At 61.5% G+C, this 21713-nt stretch carries 17 protein-coding genes; 7 read left to right on the top strand and 10 right to left on the bottom strand.

Translation table 11 applies throughout. The features are described from left to right. Window positions 1-58: 58 nt before the first annotated feature. Window positions 59-1978, bottom strand: coding sequence for an ATP-binding cassette domain-containing protein (locus tag RB216_RS07570; RefSeq protein ID WP_028619413.1), 1920 nt, complete (start codon window positions 1976-1978; stop codon window positions 59-61). 213 nt (window positions 1979-2191) lie between these two features. On the opposite strand from RB216_RS07570, the gene RB216_RS07565 reads away from it, so the two are divergent. Beyond that, entirely contained in the window at window positions 2192-4120 is a 1929-nt protein-coding gene (locus RB216_RS07565; RefSeq protein WP_308908481.1) for a transglycosylase SLT domain-containing protein, read from the top strand. 260 nt (window positions 4121-4380) lie between these two features. Here RB216_RS07565 and RB216_RS07560 read toward each other — a convergent pair whose 3' ends face one another. Continuing rightward, entirely contained in the window at window positions 4381-6168 is a 1788-nt protein-coding gene (locus RB216_RS07560) for an ABC transporter transmembrane domain-containing protein (RefSeq protein WP_161634134.1), read from the bottom strand. A 248-nt stretch (window positions 6169-6416) separates the two neighbouring features. Here RB216_RS07560 and RB216_RS07555 point away from each other — a divergent pair, with 248 nt between their 5' ends. Continuing rightward, the gene (locus RB216_RS07555; protein WP_028619410.1) at window positions 6417-6590 is read left to right on the top strand and encodes a PA1571 family protein; all 174 of its coding nucleotides are present in this window, start codon (window positions 6417-6419) and stop codon (window positions 6588-6590) included. A 53-nt stretch (window positions 6591-6643) separates the two neighbouring features. Here the strand turns inward: RB216_RS07555 and pdxB are convergent, their stop codons facing one another. Continuing rightward, window positions 6644-7786, bottom strand: coding sequence for a 4-phosphoerythronate dehydrogenase PdxB (gene pdxB / locus RB216_RS07550; RefSeq protein WP_236321208.1), 1143 nt, complete (start codon window positions 7784-7786; stop codon window positions 6644-6646). Between the two features lie 140 nt (window positions 7787-7926). Between pdxB and RB216_RS07545 the strand changes: the two genes are divergently transcribed. Next, window positions 7927-9321, top strand: coding sequence for an MATE family efflux transporter (locus RB216_RS07545; RefSeq protein ID WP_068934879.1), 1395 nt, complete (start codon window positions 7927-7929; stop codon window positions 9319-9321). Window positions 9322-9429: 108 nt separating this feature from the next. On the opposite strand, the gene tusA is transcribed toward RB216_RS07545, so the two are convergent. Then, window positions 9430-9681, bottom strand: coding sequence for a sulfurtransferase TusA (gene tusA, locus RB216_RS07540; RefSeq protein WP_236321204.1), 252 nt, complete (start codon window positions 9679-9681; stop codon window positions 9430-9432). A gap of 27 nt (window positions 9682-9708) precedes the next feature. Next, complete coding sequence (rlmM, locus tag RB216_RS07535; RefSeq protein ID WP_016975248.1) at window positions 9709-10785, bottom strand: 23S rRNA (cytidine(2498)-2'-O)-methyltransferase RlmM; 1077 nt, start codon at window positions 10783-10785, stop codon at window positions 9709-9711. A gap of 196 nt (window positions 10786-10981) precedes the next feature. Here rlmM and acnA point away from each other — a divergent pair, with 196 nt between their 5' ends. Continuing rightward, window positions 10982-13723, top strand: a complete 2742-nt coding sequence (acnA, locus tag RB216_RS07530; RefSeq protein WP_308908479.1) for an aconitate hydratase AcnA — start codon at window positions 10982-10984, stop codon at window positions 13721-13723. A 147-nt stretch (window positions 13724-13870) separates the two neighbouring features. Here the strand turns inward: acnA and RB216_RS07525 are convergent, their stop codons facing one another. Together RB216_RS07525 and cysK are read right to left on the bottom strand one after the other, a co-directional pair. Continuing rightward, window positions 13871-14809 (bottom strand): aspartyl/asparaginyl beta-hydroxylase domain-containing protein, encoded by a 939-nt coding sequence (locus tag RB216_RS07525; RefSeq protein WP_028619405.1) that lies wholly within the window; start codon window positions 14807-14809, stop codon window positions 13871-13873. A gap of 109 nt (window positions 14810-14918) precedes the next feature. Beyond that, the gene (gene cysK, locus RB216_RS07520) at window positions 14919-15893 is read right to left on the bottom strand and encodes a cysteine synthase A (protein WP_010212098.1); all 975 of its coding nucleotides are present in this window, start codon (window positions 15891-15893) and stop codon (window positions 14919-14921) included. 127 nt (window positions 15894-16020) lie between these two features. On the opposite strand from cysK, the gene RB216_RS07515 reads away from it, so the two are divergent. The 3 genes from RB216_RS07515 (at window position 16021) to RB216_RS07505 (ending at window position 19220) form a co-directional block, all read left to right on the top strand. Continuing rightward, on the top strand, window positions 16021-17097 hold the full coding sequence (locus tag RB216_RS07515; protein WP_122686485.1) for a DUF748 domain-containing protein: 1077 nt from the start codon (window positions 16021-16023) through the stop codon (window positions 17095-17097). 99 nt (window positions 17098-17196) lie between these two features. Next, a complete protein-coding gene (locus tag RB216_RS07510; RefSeq protein WP_003210690.1) occupies window positions 17197-18042 on the top strand; it encodes an AAA family ATPase in 846 nt (281 codons plus the stop codon). Next, complete coding sequence (locus RB216_RS07505) at window positions 18042-19220, top strand: vWA domain-containing protein (protein WP_016975243.1); 1179 nt, start codon at window positions 18042-18044, stop codon at window positions 19218-19220. The genes RB216_RS07510 and RB216_RS07505 overlap by 1 nt, the downstream gene beginning before the upstream one ends. Window positions 19221-19322: 102 nt before the next feature. Here RB216_RS07505 and RB216_RS07500 read toward each other — a convergent pair whose 3' ends face one another. Genes RB216_RS07500 through RB216_RS07490 form a run of 3 tightly spaced genes read right to left on the bottom strand, consistent with a single transcriptional unit; the run spans window position 19323 to window position 21669 of the window. Continuing rightward, window positions 19323-20231, bottom strand: coding sequence for a 5-oxoprolinase subunit C family protein (locus RB216_RS07500; protein ID WP_122686483.1), 909 nt, complete (start codon window positions 20229-20231; stop codon window positions 19323-19325). Continuing rightward, a complete protein-coding gene (locus RB216_RS07495) occupies window positions 20228-20932 on the bottom strand; it encodes a 5-oxoprolinase subunit B family protein (protein ID WP_122686481.1) in 705 nt (234 codons plus the stop codon). Before RB216_RS07495 ends, RB216_RS07500 begins: the two co-directional genes overlap by 4 nt. Continuing rightward, window positions 20929-21669 carry a 5-oxoprolinase subunit PxpA gene (locus RB216_RS07490; RefSeq protein ID WP_068934889.1) on the bottom strand — a complete coding sequence of 247 codons (741 nt, stop codon included), beginning with the start codon at window positions 21667-21669 and terminating at the stop codon, window positions 20929-20931. Before RB216_RS07490 ends, RB216_RS07495 begins: the two co-directional genes overlap by 4 nt. Window positions 21670-21713 lie beyond the last annotated feature (44 nt).

The following is a 21713-nucleotide window of genomic DNA, read 5'->3' as shown; positions in this document are numbered from 1 at the left end:
TATAAAAAACCCGGTGTTCATCAGATGAACACCGGGTTTTTTAATGCACTGGAATCACTCAGGCATCCAGCTCAGCCCAACGCTCAACCAGCACTTCCAGCTCCTGGTTCAGTTTCTCCAGGGAGGCAATCACCTTGGCGGTTTCCGCCGCCGGACGCAGGTAGAAACCCGCGTCAGCCATGTCCGCTTCTACCGTCTTAATCTGCTGTTCCTTGGCCTCGATATCACCCGGCAAGGCTTCCAGTTCACGCTGCAGCTTATAGCTGAGCTTCTTCTTGCCCACTGGCGCCGCCTCTGCAACCGGCGCAGCAGCCGCCACCGGAGCCACCACGGCCGAGTTCAAGTCGGCCTTGCCGGATTTGCTCTCGGTCACGCCCAGCAGGCGCGGCGAGCCGCCCTGGCGCAGCCAGTCCTGGTAACCACCGACGTATTCACGCACCTTGCCTTCACCTTCGAAGACCAGGGTGCTGGTGACCACGTTGTCGAGGAATGCCCGGTCGTGACTCACCATCAGCACGGTACCGTTGAAGGTCAGCAGCACTTCTTCCAGCAGTTCGAGCGTTTCTACGTCAAGGTCGTTGGTCGGTTCATCGAGCACCAGCAGGTTGGCCGGCTTGCTGAACAGCTTGGCCAGCAGCAGGCGCGCACGCTCGCCACCGGACAAGGCTTTCACCGGCGTACGCGCACGCTGCGGGCTGAACAGGAAATCGCCCAGGTAGCTGAGCACGTGGCGGCTCTGGCCATCGATGTCGATAAAGTCGCGGCCTTCGGCGACGTTGTCGATCACGGTCTTTTCCAGGTCCAACTGGTGGCGCAGCTGGTCGAAGTAAGCCACGTCGATGCGCGTGCCCTCTTCCACGGTGCCGCTGGTCGGCTGCAGGCCGCTGAGCATCAGCTTGAGCAAGGTGGTCTTGCCGGTGCCGTTGGCGCCCAGCAGGCCGATACGGTCGCCGCGCTGCAGGACCATGGAGAAGTCCTTGATCAGGAACGGGCCGTCCGGGTGATGGAAGCTGACGTTCTCCAGCACCATTACTTGCTTGCCCGACTTGTCGGCGGTGTCCAGCTGGATATTCGCCTTGCCGGTGCGCTCGCGGCGTTCGCTGCGCTCGACACGCAGGGCTTTCAGTGCGCGTACGCGGCCTTCGTTACGGGTGCGGCGGGCCTTGATGCCCTGGCGGATCCAGACTTCTTCCTGGGCCAGCTTCTTGTCGAACAGCGCGTTGGCGGTTTCTTCGGCGGCCAGCGCAGCTTCCTTGTGCACCAGGAAGCTGGCGTAGTCGCCGTTCCAGTCGATCAAGCCGCCACGATCCAGTTCAAGGATGCGGGTCGCCAGGTTTTGCAGGAAGGAACGGTCGTGCGTGATGAACAGCACGGCGCCCTGGAATTCCTTGAGGGCCTCTTCCAGCCAGGCAATCGCGCCGATGTCCAAGTGGTTGGTGGGTTCGTCGAGCAGTAGCAGATCCGGCTCGGACACCAGGGCCTGGGCCAGCAGCACGCGACGACGCCAGCCACCGGACAACTCGGCGAGGGTCTTGTCGGCCGGCAGTTGCAGGCGGCTCAAGGTGCTGTCGACCAGTTGCTGCAAGCGCCAGCCATCGCGGGCTTCGAGGTCTTGCTGAACGTGCATCAGTTTGTTCAGGTCGTCTTCGGTGACGCAATTTTGCGCCAGGTGATGATATTCGGCGAGCAGTGCGCCGACGCCGTCGAGGCCTTCGGCAACCACGTCGAACACAGTCCGTCCGTCGGCCACGGGCAATTCTTGCGGCAATTCGCCGATCTTGAGGCCCGGCGCGCGCCATACAGAGCCGTCATCAGGCTTCTGATCGCCTTTGACCAGCTTCATCATGCTGGATTTGCCGGTGCCGTTGCGGCCGATGATGCACACCCGCTCACCACGGGCGATCTGCCAGGACACCTTGTCCAACAACGGCATAGCGCCGAAAGCAAGGGACACATCGCTGAATTTGAGCAGGGTCATACGCTTCTCCAAAAACTGGGCGCGCATTCTACCTGAGTTAGGGGTGGGATGCGGCTGGCATTTTCGCTGCCGACACGTTCTGTAGGACATTTGCTACGAACTTGAACGAACCGCCCGGCAAAGCTTTCGTCTGCGTCGGGCAAAAGGCTAAGCTAGGGGCAATCAGTGTCGGCGGTGCCGATGCTAGTCGTGATTTCTCTGCACGGACGTCTCATGCGCAGTCGCCTTTTCAACTTTTTATCTTGTCTGCTTCTTTCCGCCACCGCCGTTCAATCCGCCCAGGCCGTGGACCTCACCACCCAACGTCAATATTACGATGAAGCCAAACGCGCCCTGGCCAAAGGCGACACCGGCCCGTACATGCAATACAGCCAAGCCCTGGCCGATTACCCGCTGACACCGTACCTGGCCTATGACGAACTGACGGCACGCCTGAAAACCGCGAGCAACCAGGAAATCGAGCAGTTCCTCGCCAAAAACGGCGACCTGCCCCAGGCCAACTGGATGAAACTGCGCTGGTTGCGCTGGCTGGCCGAGCGTGGTGACTGGCAGACCTTTGAAAAGTACTACGACGCCAAGCTTAATTTCGTTGAGCTGGACTGCCTGCATGGCCAGTACCAGCTCACCCACAACTTGAAGGCGGAAGGCTATAAGACCGCCGAAAAACTCTGGATGACTGGCAAGTCCCAACCGGCGGCCTGCGATGTCACCTTCGGCCAGTGGGCGGCAGGCGGCCAACTCACCGAACAGAAGATCTGGGACCGCGCCAAGCTCGCCGCCGAAGCGCGCAACTACGCCCTGGCCAACAGCCTGGTGAAAACCCTGCCCACCCTCGGCGCCCAAGGTCGCTTGATGGTGGACGTGGCGCAGAAGCCCGACATGCTCAGCGACCCGTCACGCTTCCTGCCGGCCACTGAGGCCATGTCTGACGCCGTGGGCCTCGGCTTGCGTCGCCTGGCACGCCAGGATCCGGACAAGGCCATGGCCCTGCTCGACGGCTACGCCAGCAGCATGCACTTCTCGCGTGACGAAAAAGTGTCGATCGCCCGCGAAATCGGCCTCACCCTGGCCAAGCGCTATGAGCCGCGCGCCCTAGAGGTGATGACCAAGTACGACCCTGAACTGCGTGACAACACCGTCTCCGAATGGCGCCTGCGCTTGCTGCTGCGCCTGGCGCGCTGGGAAGATGCGTACCAGTTGACCCGCAAACTCCCACAGGACTTGGCGACCACCAACCGCTGGCGCTACTGGCAGGCCCGCAGCTTGGAACTGGCAGAACCTAAGAACCCGCAAGCGCTGGTCCTATACAAAAACCTGGCGCAAGAGCGTGACTTCTACGGTTTCCTTGCGGCAGATCGTTCCAAAGCCCCGTACCAGCTGAAGAACAAGCCGCTGCTGATGAGCCAGGCACTGGTCAACAAGGTGCGCAACACCCCTGGCGTGCGCCGTGCGCTGGAATTCTATGCCCGTGGCCAGGTAGTGGATGGCCGTCGCGAGTGGTACCACGTCAGCCGTCACTTCAACCGTGACGAGATGGTCGCCCAGGCCCGATTGGCCTACGACATGAAGTGGTACTTCCCGGCGATCCGCACCATCAGCCAGGCGCAATACTGGGACGACCTGGACATCCGCTTCCCAATGGCGCACCGCGACACCTTGGTGCGTGAAGCCAAGGTGCGCGGCCTGCATTCCAGCTGGGTGTTCGCCATCACTCGCCAGGAAAGCGCCTTCATGGACGACGCCCGCTCCGGCGTCGGTGCCAGCGGCCTGATGCAACTGATGCCCGGCACCGCCAAGGAAACCGCGCGCAAGTTCAGCATCCCCCTGGCCTCCCCGGCCCAGGTGCTGGACCCGGACAAGAACATCCAGCTCGGCGCCGCCTACCTGAGCCAGGTGCACAGCCAGTTCAACGGCAACCGCGTACTCGCCTCCGCCGCCTACAACGCCGGCCCCGGCCGTGTACGCCAGTGGCTGCGCGGCGCAGACCACCTGAGTTTCGATGTGTGGGTTGAAAGCATCCCGTTCGACGAAACCCGCCAGTATGTGCAGAACGTGCTGTCTTATTCGGTGATCTACGGGCAGAAACTCAATTCACCCCAGCCGCTGGTGGATTGGCATGAGCGGTATTTTGATGATCAGTAAGGCCTAGCCCGAAGGTCCCCCTGCTCCAGGGGATTGAAAACCCTATAGCAAGCGGGCCTGCGGTGGTCAGCTAGCTTTCTGTGGTGAGCGGGCTTGTCCCGCGCTGGGCTGCGTAGCAGCCCCAAAACCGGATATCACAATTTTTCGGCTACACCTACACCGTGACGACTGAATTGGGAGTGCTTCGCACTCCAGCGCGGGGCAAGCCCGCTCACCACAGAAGCCCCCTCAGCAACCCTCAACAATGCTTGGTAACTTGCCTAGACCTCGCTGTTCGCGACCTCCACCCCATCACTGAACTGCAACGCCGCCAATCGCGCATACAACGCATTGCTCGCAATCAACTGTTGATGCGTCCCGATCGCCACCAACTTACCCTGGTCCATCACCGCAATGCGATCAGCGTTCTTCACCGTGGCCAGCCGATGGGCGATCACCAGGGTAGTGCGCCCTTGCATCAACTGCGGCAGCGCTTGCTGGATCAGGTGTTCACTCTGGGCATCGAGGGCGCTGGTAGCTTCGTCGAGCAGCAGGATCGGCGCGTCCACCAGCAGCGCGCGGGCGATGGCCAGGCGTTGGCGTTGGCCGCCGGAGAGGCCCATGCCGCCGTCGCCCAAGTGAGTCTGGTAGCCGTCGGGCATTTGCAGGATGAAGTCATGGGCGTGGGCAATGCGGGCGGCGGCTTCGACCTGTTCCCGAGTGGCGGTCGGGTTGCCGTAGCGGATGTTGTCTTCGACGCTGCCGAAGAACAGCGCCGGACTCTGGGACACTAGGGCGAAGTGGCGGCGCAGGTCCATAGGGTCGAGTTCGGTCAGCGGATGGCCTTCGAGCAGGATGCAGCCTTGCTGGGGATCGTAGAAGCGCAGCAACAGGTCGAAAATCGTCGATTTGCCCGCGCCGGATGGGCCCACCAACGCCAGGGTTTCACCGGGATTGATGGTCAGGTTCAGGCCGTCGACAGCATAGCTATCGGGCCGTGAAGGGTAGGAAAACCGCAGGTTTTGCAGTTCCATGCGGCCGCTGACCCGCTCAGGCAGTTGCACCGTCCCGGCGGCGGGCGCCTGGATTTCGTTGCTCGACTGCAACAACTCGCCGATCCGCTCGGCGGCCCCGGCGGCGCGTTGCAACTCACCGAGCACTTCGCTCAGGGTGCCGACCGCACTGCCGACAATCAGGCTGTAGAACACGAACGCCGCCAGCTCGCCGCCGGATATGCGCCCGCTGATCACATCCATGCCGCCCACCCACAGCATCACACCCACGGCGCCGAGCACCAGCATGATCACCAGGGTAATCAACCAGGCGCGCTGGGTGATGCGTTTGCGCGCGGTGGTGAAGGCGTCTTCCACGGTCACGGCGAAACGCTGCTCGTCCTGCACCTGATGGTTGTAGGCCTGCACGGTCTTGATCTGGCCGAGGGTCTCGGACACATAGCTGCCCACATCGGCGATACGGTCCTGGCTTTGCCGCGATAAACTGCGCACCCGGCGGCCGAAGATGAGGATCGGCGCCAACACCAGCGGCAATGCCACCACCACGATGCTGGTGAGCTTGGGGTTGGTCACAAACAGCAACACGATGCCCCCTATGACCATCAGCGCGTTGCGCAGGAACAGCGACAACGACGAGCCGATCACCGATTGCAGCAAGGTGGTATCAGTGGTCAAACGTGACTGGATTTCCGAGCTGCGATTATTTTCATAGAAGCCCGGATGCAGGTAGATCAGATGGTTGAACACTTGCCGACGGATGTCCGCCACCACCCGCTCGCCGATCCACGACACCAAGTAGAACCGTGCAAACGTGCCCACTGCCAGGCCCAGTACGAGGATCATGAACAGGCCGATGGACTGGTTGAGCAAGTGTGGGGATTGAGTCATGAACCCCTGGTCCACCAGCAGGCGAATGCCCTGCCCCATGGACAAGGTGATACCGGCCGTGACGATCAGCGCCAACAGGGCGCCGAGCGCGTGCCAGCGGTAGGGCGCGATGAAGCGGCTGGCCAGGCGGATCGCGCGGCGTTGACGGACTGAGAACATGGAGGGCATCACCAGTGAGGAACCTGTCCTCAACATTGGGGGAACTTGGGCAAATAACAATGAGTCAGGTTAATTATGCCCGCCGATACCTATCCCTAGAGGCTATCGGTCTAACCCCTGGCTGGAAATCCGAGGCGGTTTCTGGTGGACTGGGTATTCGAACCGGTGATCTTGCAGGGAGTTGTAACAGCGTGGTCACTCGGGCGGCTTAGAGTAAAGAAGCAAACTAGGTAAACAACCTGATGAGGAGACAGGCCATGACCTTGCAGAACAGCAGCGATGCCAAGATTGAAGTGATCCGCCAACCGCAGCAGTTGCCTTGCTCGTACATCGACGCCAAAGGCCGCGAAGTGCAGATTACCGAAGAGATGATCCAGCAAGCCTGCCGCGAACTGGACGAAAAACTGGTCAAGCCTGCCCAGCAAGGCTGAAGCGCCGACGCTCTTGCAAACCCGGCCCAGGTGGCCGGGTTTTTTACTGCGGTCTAAACGCTCACAGCGCCCAATGCGCCGACGATGTTCGATAGCACCGCCGATTCACCGTTGATGCGCACCTTCAAGCCATCAATCTCACGGCGCTCCGGGTAGTTCTTGCGCAGCAGGTCAAACGCCCTGCGCTGTTCTTCCACCGTTCCTACCAGGCTCCGCCGGAAGTCCGCATCATCCCGGCGCGGGTCGTACACGCTGCGGCACAGGGTCGCCAGCGCCCAGGCCGGGTCGGTGGACGCGTTCAACTGCACCTCGGCCAACCACGGCGGCGGCAGCAAATCACTCAACTGAATACTCGGTTCCTGCCCCAGGTGCACGCAGAACGCCTGATAGATCTGCGCCGTGCCGCGCTGTTTGCCATCCAGGCTGTAACCAGCGATATGCGGCGTGGCCAGCACGCACAGGTCGGCAAGGTCCACGTCCACTTCAGGTTCGCCCTCCCACACATCCAGCACCGCTTGCAGGTCTTCGCGCGCCAGCAACACCTCGCGCAGGGCGGCGTTGTCCACCACCGGGCCACGGCTGGCGTTGATCAGCCAAGTGCCGGGCTTGAGCTGGTTGAGCCGCTCGCGGTCGAACAGGTGCCAGGTGGAGCCATTGCCGGACTTGGTCAACGGCGTGTGCAGGCTGATCACATCGCATTGCTCGATGATCTGCTCCAGGCTGACGTAATCGCCGTCTTCGGCAATCTGCCGTGGCGGGTCACACACCAGCACGTTCCAGCCCAGGCCCTTGAGTACCTTGACCAGCCGCCCGCCCACTTCGCCGGCTCCAACCACGCCATAGGTGCGCTGAGTGAGGTCGGCACCTTCGATTTCAGCCAGGGTCATCAGGCTGCCCAGCACATAATCCACCACGCCACGGGCATTGCAGCCGGGGGCGCTGGACCACTGGACGCCGGCCTGCTTGAAGTAGTCGAGGTCCAGGTGATCGGTGCCGATGGTGCAAGTGCCGACGAAACGCACGTTCGTCCCCTCCAGCAGCGCACGGTTAACGTTGGTCACCGAGCGCACCAGCAACACGTCAGCCTGCTCGACTGTGGCGCGGTCGATGGAACGGCCGGGCACCCGGCGGATCTCGCCAAATCCCTGGAAGAATGCATCGAGCAGCGGAATATTTTCGTCGGCAACAATCAACATGGCAGGCTCCTTTCGCGGACCCGCAGTGTACAGGGATCACGACCCGCGCTTACAAATCCCTAACACAGGATTTTTCCTGACCAATGCGTCAAAGCGTAGAATCCGCGGTCCTTGCGCATCCCTTGATTGGACACCTGTACGTGAACACTGCCTCTGCCACCCTCAGCCGCCCCGCCCGCATCAGCCGGGAAGTCGGCGGCCTGCTGACGCTCGCCCTGCCGATCATGGTCGGCCAACTGGCCACTACTGCGATGAGTTTTGTCGATGCGGTGATGGCCGGCCGCGTCAGTCCCCAAGACTTGGCGGCGGTGGGCCTGGGCAACTCGATCTGGATTCCGGTCTACCTGCTGATGAGCGGTACGCTGCTGGCCACCACGCCGAAAGTTGCCCAACGCTTCGGTGCGGGCCAGTACAGCGAGATCGGACCACTGGTGCGTCAGTCACTGTGGCTGGCCTTGGTGGTCGGCATCATCGGCTCACTGCTACTGCTCTGCGCCGAGCCGATCCTGCATGCAATGAAGGTTGAGCCGGACCTGATCGCGCCCACCATGGGTTACTTGCATGGCATCGCCGCCGGTATGCCGGCCATTGCGTTCTATTACGTGCTGCGCTGCTTCAGTGACGGCCTGGGCCGTACGCTGCCAAGCATGGTCATGGGCCTGTGCGGCCTGGCGCTGAATATCCCGCTGAACTACATCTTCATCTACGGTCACCTCGGCCTGCCGGCCATGGGCGGCGTAGGTTGCGGTTGGGCGACGGCCATTTCGATGTGGGTGATGATGCTTGGCCTGGCCGGCTGGACCCGCTGGGGGCCGGCCTACCAGAGCAGCGAACTGTTCAAGCGTTTCGACTGGCCACAATGGGCGGTGATCAAGCGCGTGCTGGGCATTGGCCTGCCGATTGGCGTGGCGATCTTTGCCGAGTCGAGCATTTTTGCGGTGATTGCCCTACTGCTGGGCAGCTTGGGAGCCACGGTGGTGTCCGGTCATCAGATCGCGCTGAACGTCAGCTCCCTGGTGTTCATGATCCCCTACTCCCTGAGCATGGCCGTAACGGTACGCGTGGGCCAGGCGCTGGGACGTGGGGAACCGCGTGAAGCACGCTTCGCCGCAGGGGTGGGCATGGGCACGGCGCTGGCCTACGCCTGCCTGTCCTGCAGCCTGATGTTGCTGTTTCGCGAGCAGATTGCGGCGATCTATACGCCGGACCCGGTGGTCATTCACTTGGCTTCGACGCTGATCGTGTTCTCGGCACTGTTCCAGTTTTCCGACTCGATCCAGGTCACGGCGGCTGGCGCACTGCGTGGTTACCAGGACACCCGAGTGACGATGGTACTGACCTTGTTCGCCTATTGGGGCGTTGGCCTGCCGGTGGGTTACGCCCTGGGGCTGACGAATTGGCTCGGCGAGCCGAGCGGCCCAAGCGGCTTGTGGCAAGGGCTGATCGTGGGACTGAGCTGTGCGGCGGGGATGTTGCTGGTACGCCTGGCGCGCAGTGCACGCCGGCGCATTCGCGCCGACAAGGCACACCTGTAGGAGCGAGCTTGCTCGCGAAAAACCCGAGAGCGCCGCGTTAACCCAGGTGCGCTGCATTATCCTTGAGGATTTTCGCGAGCAAGCTCGCGCCTACAGTACATCGAGTGATCAGTCGGCTTTTTTGCGGATCCAGTACAGGTACGTGCCGGCCTGCTCCTGCTGACCCACCAGTTCGTGGTCAAGGAACACGCAGAACTTGGGAATATCGCGGCGCGTGGACGGGTCGGTCGCGATCACCTTGAGCAAGCCGCCTGGCGGCAGGTCACGGATGTGCTGGTGCAGCATCATCACGGGCTCTGGGCAATTCAGGCCTGTTGCATCTAGGGTGCCGTCGACGGCGGTGTCGAAAATATCGCTCATGATCTACTCCTGGAACTGGCCGCCAGTCTACCGGGCCTTGGTTTTCTTCACATCCACCAACCGACGCAGGTGGCAGGTCACTTCCTCTCGGTCGTGGTACAGCTGCTTGCAGCCGATCTCCACGCGGATGCCGCGCGCTTTGAAACCGTCTTCGATGCGTTCCAGCAGGCGCTTCACTTCGGCGTAGCGCTGTTTCATCGGCAGCTTCAGGTTCACCACCGCCTCGCGGCAATGCCCCTCGCCGATCCAGGTTTCCAGCAGCGCGGCGTTACGCGCCGGTTTTTCGACGATGTCGCAGACCATCCAGTCCACCGGCTGCTTGGGCACGAAGGTGAAACCGTCGGCCATCAAGTGCTGCACCAAGCCAGTGTCCATCAGGCTTTCGGCCATCGGGCCGTTATCGATGGCGGTCACCAGCATGCCACGGTTGACCAGTTGCCAGGTCCAGCCGCCGGGCGCTGCGCCAAGGTCGACGCCCGTCATGTCGCCGTGCAGGCGCTCGTCCCACTGGTCGCGGGGGATGAAGTGGTGCCAGGCCTCTTCCAGCTTGAGGGTCGAACGGCTGGGCGCTTCGCGGGGAAATTTCAAACGCGGAATACCCATCGGCCACATTGCCGAGTTGTTCGACTCGGCCAGGCCCATGAACACTTCGCGGCCACTCTTGAAGGTCAGCAGCAGGCGCGGCTTGCTCGGGTCGTCCACCAGTTTGCCGGCGTTCAGCAGGGCTTTGCGCAGGTGCACTTCGAATTTCTTGCAGAAGTTGGACAGTTCCTTGCCGTCGTTGGTGTCGACCATCTCCAGCCACAGGCTGCCGCACACCGGGAATTCGCGCAGGTGGGCGAGGATCACGCTGATGCGGTCCGTTTCCGGCAAGTCGATGAACACCCCGCGCGCCCACTGCCGAGGAAAGATCAGCTCGGCAAAGCGCTGGCCGTGCATCAGGCGCTGGGCGCCGTCTTCTTCGGTGCAGACAAACTCGGCGCAGGCGCTGCCGGTCTTGGCCTTCGCGTAGCCGGAAACGTTCAGGCGCGCGGCGAGGTCCGCGATCTCGGAACAGACTTCGCCTTCAAAACCCGGGCGGCAGTGCATAAAAAGGGTGTTCATCAACTCTCCAAGTGAATCAACTGACGTTGCGCTGTCGCAATGCCTGTCATGAAAACCCGCGCATGATAACGGAGTTCGGAACCTTGGACTTAACGATAGAGTCCAGTTATTAGCCTGCTAATGAAAACAGGGCTAAGTTGATAGCTCTGTTCGTCCCGTCAGGTCCGTAGCCGTGCGGACCATAAGGAGTCGTGTCATGTCATCGCTTGATAGCCTGAGAACCCTTAAGACCCTTGAAATAGACAGTAAAACCTACCACTACTTCAGCCTGCCCGAAGCCGCCAAGAGCCTGGGTGACCTGGACAAGCTACCGATGTCACTGAAGGTGCTGCTGGAAAACCTGCTGCGCTGGGAAGACAACAAGACCGTCACCGGCGCCGACCTCAAGGCCATTGCCGCCTGGCTCAAGGAACGCCAGTCCGACCGTGAGATCCAGTACCGCCCCGCCCGCGTGTTGATGCAAGACTTTACCGGCGTCCCCGCCGTGGTCGACCTGGCCGCCATGCGCGCCGCCGTGGCCAAGGCCGGGGGCGATCCGCAGCGCATCAACCCGCTATCGCCCGTGGACCTGGTAATTGACCACTCGGTGATGGTCGACAAGTTCGGCAACGCCGACGCCTTTGAGCAGAACGTCGACATCGAAATGCAGCGCAACGGCGAACGCTACGCCTTCCTGCGCTGGGGCCAGAGCGCCTTTGACAACTTCAGTGTGGTGCCACCGGGCACCGGCATCTGCCATCAGGTCAACCTCGAATACCTCGGCCGCACCGTGTGGACCAAGGACGAAGACGGTCGCACTTACGCCTTCCCCGACACCTTGGTCGGCACTGACTCCCACACCACCATGATCAACGGCCTGGGCGTACTCGGCTGGGGCGTGGGCGGGATCGAAGCGGAAGCGGCGATGCTCGGCCAACCGGTGTCGATGCTGATCCCGGAAGTGATCGGCTTCAAGCTCACCGGCAAATTGAAGGAAGGCATCACCGCCACTGACTTGGTGCTGACCGTGACCCAGATGCTGCGCAAGAAAGGCGTGGTGGGTAAATTCGTCGAGTTCTACGGCGACGGCTTGGCCGACCTGCCGTTGGCCGACCGCGCCACCATCGCCAACATGGCGCCGGAATACGGCGCCACCTGCGGCTTTTTCCCGGTGGATGAGGTGACACTGGACTACCTGCGCCTCTCCGGCCGTCCCACAGAAACCGTGAAGCTGGTCGAGGCTTACACCAAAGCCCAGGGCTTGTGGCGCAACGCGGGCCAGGAGCCGGTGTTCACCGACAGCCTGGCCCTGGACATGGGTAGCGTGGAAGCCAGCCTGGCCGGGCCGAAACGCCCGCAGGACCGTGTGGCGCTACCGAATGTCGGCCAAGCCTTCAGCGACTTCCTCGACCTGCAATTCAAACCCACCAACAAAGAAGAGGGCCGCCTGGAAAGCGAAGGCGGTGGCGGGGTTGCCGTGGGCAATGCCGACCTGGTGGGCGAAACCGACTATGAATACGACGGCCAGACCTATCGCCTGAAAAACGGCGCGGTGGTGATCGCCGCGATCACGTCCTGCACCAACACCTCCAACCCCAGCGTGATGATGGCGGCCGGGCTGGTGGCGAAAAAGGCCGTGGAAAAAGGCCTGACACGCAAGCCGTGGGTTAAAACCTCTCTGGCGCCAGGCTCCAAAGTGGTTACCGACTACTACAAAGCGGCGGGCCTCACCCAGTATCTGGACAAGCTCGGCTTTGATTTGGTGGGTTACGGCTGCACCACCTGCATCGGCAACTCCGGCCCGCTGCCCGAGCCGATCGAAAAAGCCATCCAGAGGGCCGACCTTGCAGTGGCGTCTGTGCTGTCGGGTAACCGCAACTTCGAAGGCCGCGTGCACCCACTGGTGAAAACCAACTGGCTGGCTTCACCGCCGCTGGTGGTGGCGTATGCCTTGGCGGGTACCGTGCGCATCGATATCAGCAGTGAACCGCTGGGTAACGATCAGGATGGCAAGCCGGTGTACCTCAAGGACATCTGGCCGAGCAGCAAGGAAATCGCGGATGCCGTGGCCCAGGTCAGCACCGGCATGTTCCACAAGGAATACGCCGAGGTATTCGCCGGTGACGAGCAGTGGCAAGCCATTGAAGTGCCACAGGCCGCCACCTACGTGTGGCAGAAAGACTCGACCTACATTCAGCACCCGCCATTCTTCGACGATATTGCAGGCCAACTGCCGGTCATCAAGGACGTCAAAGGCGCCAACGTGCTGGCGCTGCTGGGCGACTCGGTGACCACCGACCACATCTCCCCGGCCGGCAATATCAAGACCGACAGCCCCGCCGGTCGCTACCTGCGTGAACAAGGCGTGGAACCGCGCGACTTCAACTCCTACGGCTCACGCCGGGGCAACCATGAAGTGATGATGCGTGGCACCTTTGCCAATATCCGTATCCGCAATGAAATGCTCGGCGGCGAAGAAGGCGGCAATACGCTGTACATCCCTACTGGCGAGAAAATGCCGATCTACGATGCGTCGATGAAATACCAGGCGTCGGGCACACCGCTGGTGGTGGTGGCCGGCCAGGAATATGGCACCGGCTCCAGCCGCGACTGGGCAGCCAAGGGCACCAACCTGCTGGGCGTCAAGGCGGTGATCGCCGAGAGTTTCGAGCGGATCCACCGCTCCAACCTGGTGGGCATGGGCGTGCTGCCGCTGCAGTTCAAGCTGGATCAGAACCGCAAGTCGCTCAAGCTCACCGGCAAGGAGAAGATCGACATTCTCGGTCTGAACGACGTGGAGATCGTGCCACGCATGAACCTGACGCTGGTGATCACGCGGGAGGATGGCAGTAGCGAGAAGGTGGAGGTGTTGTGCCGGATCGATACGCTCAATGAGGTGGAATACTTCAAGTCGGGCGGGATTCTGCATTACGTACTGCGTCAACTGATCGCCTCATAACCCTGTAGAAGCCCGGCTTGCCGGCGATAGCGCTTTCAAGGACGCCATCGCCGGCAAGCCGGGCTCCTACAAGGGCGGTGATCGCACTCCAGGCATTAAAAAAGGCGCTGCATCTTTCGATGCGGCGCCTTTTTTATACGGCGTGGATCAGCCGAACAACCACTTCCACAGCAGCACCAGCACCACCACCGCCAGCACCGGCCGCGCAATCCGGTAAGCCTTCGGATGCTTGCGCTTCCACTGCTTGACCACGCCGCTGAACTTGTCACTGAAGGTCTTGCTCCAGGCATACGCCTGGTTGATCCCGCCCACGCGCTCGTCATCCAGGTTCTGCGGCGCAGTGGCGCGCCCCAATTGCTTGCTGACCCAACGGTTGACGCGGGTCATCACACGGTTGCTCAGTGGCCGCTCGATGTCGCAGAACAGGATCACACGGGTCTGCTCGGTTTCGTTCTTGACCCAGTGCACGTAGGTTTCGTCGAACATCACGTCTTCACCGTCACGCCAGGCGTAGACCTGGCCGTCGACAAAGATGCGGCAGTCGTCGGAGTTCGGCGTCGACAGGCCCAGGTGATAACGCAGGGAACCGGCAAACGGGTCGCGGTGCGGGTTGAGGTGGCTGCCGCCCGGCAACAGCGCGAACATCGCGCCCTTGACGTTGGGAATGCTGCTCACCAGCGCTACGGTTTTCGGGCACAGCGCCTCGGCCGACGGCAGGGGTTTGTCGTACCACTTGAGGTAGAAACGCTTCCAGCCCTTCTTGAAGAACGAGCCGAAGCCGGCGTCGTTGTTCTTTTCGGCCGCGCGGATGTATCCCTCGTCGAACAGGTGCATGGCCTCTTCGCGGATCACTTCCCAGTTGTCCTTGAGCACATCCAGTTCCGGGAACTTGCTGCGATCCAGGTACGGCTTGGACGGCACGGCCGAGAACAGGTACATCAAGGCGTTATACGGGGCGAACAGCGCCGAATGGTTGACGAACTGGCGCAATAGCGGCAAACGCGCCTTGCCGCGCAGGTGCACATACAACGTGCTGCCGATAAACAACGCCAGCACCGACAGCTTGGCGGCCAAAGAAAAGGTCATGCAGCAACTCCTGGAAATAAGCGCCTGGCCAACAGCAGACGTAGCAGCCGGCCATGATAAACAGTTGGGCCATTATGCAGAAGGCCCGGGTTATCGGCGCTGACTCAAATCAAGCCTGGTTTTCTTGCTCGGTAAACAAATCGCTGAACAGCATGCTCGACAGGTAGCGCTCACCGGAGTCCGGCAGGATCACCACGATGGTCTTGCCCTGCATCTCCGGTTTCTCGGCCAAGCGTACCGCCACGGCCATCGCGGCGCCGCAGGAGATACCGCACAGAATCCCCTCTTCCTGCATCAGGCGCAGGGCCATGGCCTTGGATTCGTCGTCGGTCACCAGCTCCACACGGTCAACCATCGACAGGTCAAGGTTCTTCGGCACAAACCCGGCGCCGATGCCCTGGATCTTGTGCGGACTGGGCTTGATCTCTTCACCGGCCAGCGCCTGCGTGATCACTGGCGACACAATCGGCTCGACCGCCACCGACAGGATCGGTTTGCCCGCGATGTTCTTGATATAGCGCGACACACCGGTGATGGTGCCGCCAGTGCCCACCCCCGCCACCAGCACGTCCACGGCGCCATCGGTGTCATTCCAGATTTCCGGACCGGTGGTTTTCTCGTGGATCGCCGGGTTGGCCGGGTTTTCGAACTGAGCCGGCATGAAATAGGTGGCGGGGTCGCTGGCAACGATTTCGCCGGCTTTCTCGATCGCGCCCTTCATGCCCTTGGCCGGCTCGGTCAACACCAGCTCAGCGCCGAGTGCCTTGAGCACCTTGCGGCGCTCGATGCTCATGGAGGCCGGCATGGTCAGCAGCAATTTGTACCCGCGGGCGGCGGCGACGAATGCCAGGCCGATGCCGGTGTTGCCGGAGGTGGGTTCGACAATGGTCATGCCCGGCTTGAGTTTGCCGGTGCTTTCAGCGTCCCAGATCATGTTTGCGCCAATGCGGCATTTCACCGAGTAGCCTGGGTTACGCCCTTCGATCTTGGCCAGGATGGTCACGCCACGCGGTGCGATCCGGTTGATCTGAACCAGGGGCGTGTTACCGATGGAGTGCGCGTTGTCTGCAAAGATGCGGCTCATGACGGGTCCTATTGGGCGGTGTTCAGGAAGGCCACAAGGGTATGCCTCGTGCCGCGAAGCGTCCAGTCGGAGGAACGTTGCACGCTTAACAACAGTCCATCCCCTATACGGACAGAGGACCCTCCCCATGAAACGTCGCTACAGCTGGCCACTATGGACCGTTGCCGGATTGCTGGTGGTGCTGGTTGCCCTGAGCATCGCCCTGCCCTACCTGGTGCGCAACTATTTGAATGAGAAGCTCGCTGATATGGGCGACTACCGCGGCCAGGTTACCGATGTGGACCTGGCCCTGTGGCGCGGCGCCTACAGGATCAACGGCCTGGAGATCATCAAGGTAGATGGCAAAGTGCCTGTACCGTTCGTCAAGGCGCCGTTGATCGACCTGGCGGTGAGCTGGCACTCGCTGTGGTACGACCATGCGGTAGTCGCCAAGGTGCGCTTTATCAACCCCGAAGTGAACTTCGTCGACGGCGGCGCCAACAAGCAGGCGTCCCAGACCGGTAAGGGCACCGACTGGCGCGAGCAATTGAGCAAGCTGGCCCCCATCACCCTCGACGAGGTGCGCATCGAGGACGGCAAGATCGCCTTCCACAACTTCAACTCCAAGCCACCGGTCAACATCAATGCCACCGAGGTCAACGCCAGCTTCTATAACCTGACCAACGTGGTCGACGTCAAAGGCAAGCGCGACGCCCGCTTCGAGGGCAAGGCGCTCCTTCAGGGCCAGGCGCCGCTGGAAGCCACCGCCACCTTCGACCCGCTGAGCAATTTCGAGAACTTCGAATTCCGTTTCCGCGCCAAGGACCTGCAGCTCAAGCGCATGAATGACTTCGCCTCGGCCTACGGCAAATTCGATTTCAAGGCTGGCACCGGCGACGTGGTGATCGAAGCCCAGGCGGAAAAAGGCCAGTTGACCGGCTATATCAAGCCGCTGATGCGCGATGTAGAAGTGTTCGACTGGCAACAGGACGTGGAGAACAAGGATAAGAACATCTTCCGCTCGATCTGGGAGGCCGTGGTCGGCGCCAGTGAAACCGTGCTGAAAAATCAGGCGAAAAACCAGTTCGCCACCCGTGTTGAACTCAGTGGCAGCGTGCACCAGCAAAATGTCAGCGCGTTTTCTGCGTTTTTGGCGATTTTGCGCAACGGCTTCATCCAGGCGTTCAATGCGCGCTATGAACAACCCAAGCCCTCGGCGGATTGATCGTGACTGGTCATTCAGAGACTGAATACGCCGCCTGCGTTCACAGTCGCCGGGGCTGCGCGGTATAGTCCGGGCATTGATGAATGCGAGGAAACACCGATGAAGTTCGAAGGCACCCAGGCCTATGTGGCTACCGATGACCTGAAACTGGCCGTCAACGCCGCCATCACCCTGGAGCGGCCGCTGCTGGTCAAGGGCGAGCCCGGCACCGGCAAGACCATGCTCGCCGAGCAATTGGCCGAGTCCTTCGGTGCCAAGCTGATCACCTGGCATATCAAGTCGACCACCAAGGCCCACCAGGGCCTGTACGAGTACGACGCGGTCAGCCGTCTGCGCGACTCGCAGCTGGGCGTGGACAAGGTGCATGACGTGCGCAATTACCTGAAAAAGGGCAAGCTCTGGGAAGCCTTCGAGTCTGAGGAGCGGGTGATCCTGTTGATCGATGAAATCGACAAGGCCGACATCGAGTTCCCCAACGACCTGCTGCAAGAACTCGACAAGATGGAGTTCTACGTCTACGAAATCGACGAGACCATCAAGGCCAAGAAACGCCCGATCATCATCATTACCTCCAACAACGAAAAGGAGCTGCCGGACGCGTTCCTGCGTCGCTGCTTCTTCCACTACATCGCCTTCCCTGACCGCACCACCCTGCAAAAGATCGTCGATGTGCACTACCCCGACATCAAGAAAGACCTGGTCAGCGAAGCGCTGGACGTGTTCTTCGATGTGCGCAAAGTACCGGGACTGAAGAAAAAGCCCTCCACCTCCGAACTGGTGGACTGGCTCAAGCTGTTGATGGCTGACAATATCGGCGAAGCCGTGCTGCGCGAGCGCGACCCGACCAAGGCTATTCCGCCGCTGGCCGGTGCGTTGGTGAAGAACGAGCAAGACGTGCAGTTGCTGGAGCGTCTGGCGTTCATGAGCCGTCGCGGTAATCGCTGATGCTGCTCAACCTGTTCAACGAGATGCGTGCCGCCAAGGTGCCGGTGTCGGTGCGCGAGCTGCTCGACCTGATCAACGCGCTGAAAATGCGCGTGACCTTCGCCGATATGGACGAGTTCTATTACTTGGCGCGGGCGATCCTGGTCAAGGACGAGCGGCATTTCGACAAGTTCGACCGGGCCTTCGGCGCTTACTTCAATGGCCTGGAAAAACTCGACGACCACCTGCAGGCGTTGATCCCCGAAGACTGGCTGCGCAAGGAATTCGAACGTTCGCTGACCGATGAGGAACGCGCGCAGATCCAGTCGCTTGGTGGCCTCGACAAACTCATCGAGGAATTCAAGAAGCGCCTGGAAGAACAGAAGGAACGTCACGCCGGCGGCAACAAGTGGATCGGCACAGGCGGCACCAGCCCGTTTGGCTCCGGCGGCTATAACCCGGAAGGCATTCGCGTCGGCGATGCCGGCAAGCGCCAGGGCAAGGCCGTTAAGGTGTGGGACCAACGCGAGTACAAGAACCTCGACGATCAGGTTGAACTGGGCACGCGCAACATCAAGATCGCCCTGCGCCGCCTGCGCAAATTTGCGCGCCAGGGTGCAGCCGAAGAGCTGGATATTGACGGCACCATCGACCACACCGCACGTGACGCCGGGTTGCTGAATATCCAGATGCGCCCGGAGCGGCGTAACACCATCAAGCTGCTATTGCTGTTCGATATCGGCGGCTCGATGGATGCCCACGTGAAGATCTGCGAAGAGCTGTTCTCGGCGTGCAAGACCGAGTTCAAGCATTTGGAGTACTTCTACTTCCATAACTTCGTGTACGAATCGGTGTGGAAAAACAACCAGCGCCGCACGTCGGAACGCACCTCGACCCAAGACTTGCTGCACAAATACGGTGCCGATTACAAAGTGATCTTTATCGGCGATGCGTCGATGGCGCCGTATGAAATCACCCAGGCCGGCGGCAGTGTCGAGCATTGGAATGAGGAGCCGGGCTATGTGTGGATGCAGCGCTTCATGGCCAAGTACAAGAAGTTGATCTGGATTAACCCGTATCCGAAGGACACCTGGGGGTATACCGCGTCGACGGGAATTGTGCGGGAGTTGGTGGAGGATCAGATGTATCCGCTGACCTTGCGCGGGCTTGAGGAAGGGATGCGCTTCCTCTCCAAGTAACCCCGCACGACCTGTAGGAGCCCGGCTTGCCGGCGATGGCACCCTTGAGCCTTATGCAAGACGGGCGGACGCCATCGCCGGCAAGCCGGGCCCCTACAGGGGTTAGCGAAAACGCTGCAAGAAGTCGACATGCTGCCGGTGCGCCGTCTCCTGCACCACCGGCGCCAACCTCACCTTCTCCCCCGGCAAGCACTGCGCCAGCCGCGCCAGCGCCAATGGCGTCAGCGCGCCCAGGCGCGGGTAACCGCCAATCGTCTGCCGGTCATTGAGCAACACAATAGGCTGCCCATCCGGCGGCACCTGGATCGCCCCCAGCGGAATCCCCTCGGAGATCAACGACGGCCCCTGATATTGCAACGGCGTGCCCAGCAGGCGCATGCCCATGCGGTCGGCGCGGCTGTCCAGGGTCCATTCGGTGTTGAACGCATCGAACAGGCTTTGCCCGCTGAACTGGCCGATCTGGGCGCCGACGATCACGTCCAACGGTTTACCGGATTGCAAATCCGGTGCGCTCAGCACCTTCATTGCGCCACCTGTACCGGAATAGACCAAGCACGCGCCTTCGGCCAGTGACTTACCGAAACCGTCCACGCCGCCCAGTTCTTCACGTACAACGGTGGCGCAACTGCCCAGCACATCCGGCGCATCAAACCCACCCGGCGCCGCCAGGTAGGCCCGCGCGCCATTGAATGGCTGGGTGAAACGCAAACGCTGGCCCTTTTGCAGGATAAAACTGCGGCCAGGGCTGATGGCGCGTTCGTCGATGTAAGCGCCCAAATCCGCACCGGCAAGGGCCAGCAGGCAGTAATCCTCGGCCTGCACGGTAAAGCCGCCGAGGGTGATTTCCACCGCCGGCGCGTCCAGCGCATTGCCCAGCAGCCAGTTGGCCCAGGACATCGACACCCAATCCAGCGCGCCGCCCTGGGTCACGCCCAGGTGGCGCACGCCAAAACGGCCGGCGTCCTGCAACAGGCACAGCGGTGTGCTGGCCTCGATGATCAAGCGGCTCATGCCTGCGCCTCCAACGGCGTGTCATCGCCACCCAGTTTGATGAATTCGGCGTGATCAACCGCTTCAAAACGCACCGTGTCGCCCGGTTGCATCAGGCTGTAGCCGTCTCGCTCACGATCGAAGAGTTTGGCCGGCGTGCGGCCTATCAGGTTCCAGCCGCCCGGCGAGACCACCGGATAGGCGGCGGTTTGCCGTTCGGCGATGCCGACACTGCCCGCCGCCACGCGTTTGCGCGGGGTGCTGAGGCGTGGCGCAGCGAGGATTTCATCCACCAGGCCCATAAAGGCAAAACCGGGGGCGAAGCCGAGGGCGAACACTTGGTATTCGTGGGCGCTGTGGCGGCGGATCACATCGTCGATGGCCAGGCCGCTACGCTGGCTGAGCAGGGTCAGCTCAGGACCGACGCTCAGGTCATACCACACCGGCAGCACATGGCACTGGCCGCTGCCCTGGGTCTGCGGTTGCAGGTCGGTCAGAGCCAGGTCGATCAATTCCCGTGCCTGGGCTGGGTTCAATGCGCCGAGGTCGTAATGCACCATCAAGGTGGTGTAGGACGGCACCAGGTCCACCAAGGCCGCGCCGAAACCGCTGCGCAAGCGCTGAGTGGCGGCGAGCATCCACGGCATGTTGGCTTCGGCGATTGCATCAAACAGACGCACCATCAGGCAGTCGATGGCTACCACTTCAATCCGAGGCTTCATGCTGGCTTCAATGCCTCGCGGATACGCTGCACGGCGGCGATCGAGCTGGCGTTGTCACCGTGTACGCACAGCGTATTGGCCTGCAGGACCAACGAGCTGCCGTCGCTGGCGGTCAGGGCTTCACCTCGGGAGATGGTCAGGGCTTGCTGCAGGATGGTGTCGGAATCGTGGTGCACGGCACCGGGCAACTGGCGCGAAACCAGGTGGCCCTTGTTGTCATAGGCGCGGTCGGCAAAGGCTTCAAACCACAGGGTGACGCCATACTCGTCGCCTAACGCCTGCGCTGCGCTGTTGTCGCGGGTGGCGAGCAACATCAGCGGCAGTTCGCCGTAGGCCGCCACGGCCTGGATCACCGCGCGCAATTGCGCCGGATTGGCCATCATGTCGTTGTACATCGCGCCGTGGGGCTTCACATAGCTGACCCGCCCACCTTGCGCCCGGCAGATGCCGTCGAGGGCGCCGATCTGATAGTGCAACAGGTCCTGGATTTCCTGGGGCGTGTAGATCATGGAACGACGGCCAAAACCCTGCAGGTCCTGATACGCCGGGTGCGCACCGACTTGCACGCCATGCTTGAGTGCCAGGCTGACGGTCTTGCGCATGATGCTCGGGTCACCGGCATGGAAGCCGCAGGCCACATTGGCGCAATCGATGAACGGCATGACCTCGGCGTCCAGACCCAGGGTCCAGTTGCCGAAGCTTTCGCCAATGTCGCAATTCAGAAGAAGGCGGCTCACGCTGGTCGCTCCTGTAGGCTTTATTTTTTTGTAGTGTGGGATTT

Source organism: Pseudomonas canadensis (genome assembly GCF_030980095.1).
In the GTDB taxonomy this organism is placed as follows: domain Bacteria; phylum Pseudomonadota; class Gammaproteobacteria; order Pseudomonadales; family Pseudomonadaceae; genus Aquipseudomonas; species Aquipseudomonas canadensis.
The sequence above is the reverse complement of the archived record's forward strand: the minus strand, read 5'-3'. Positions and strand labels throughout refer to the sequence as shown.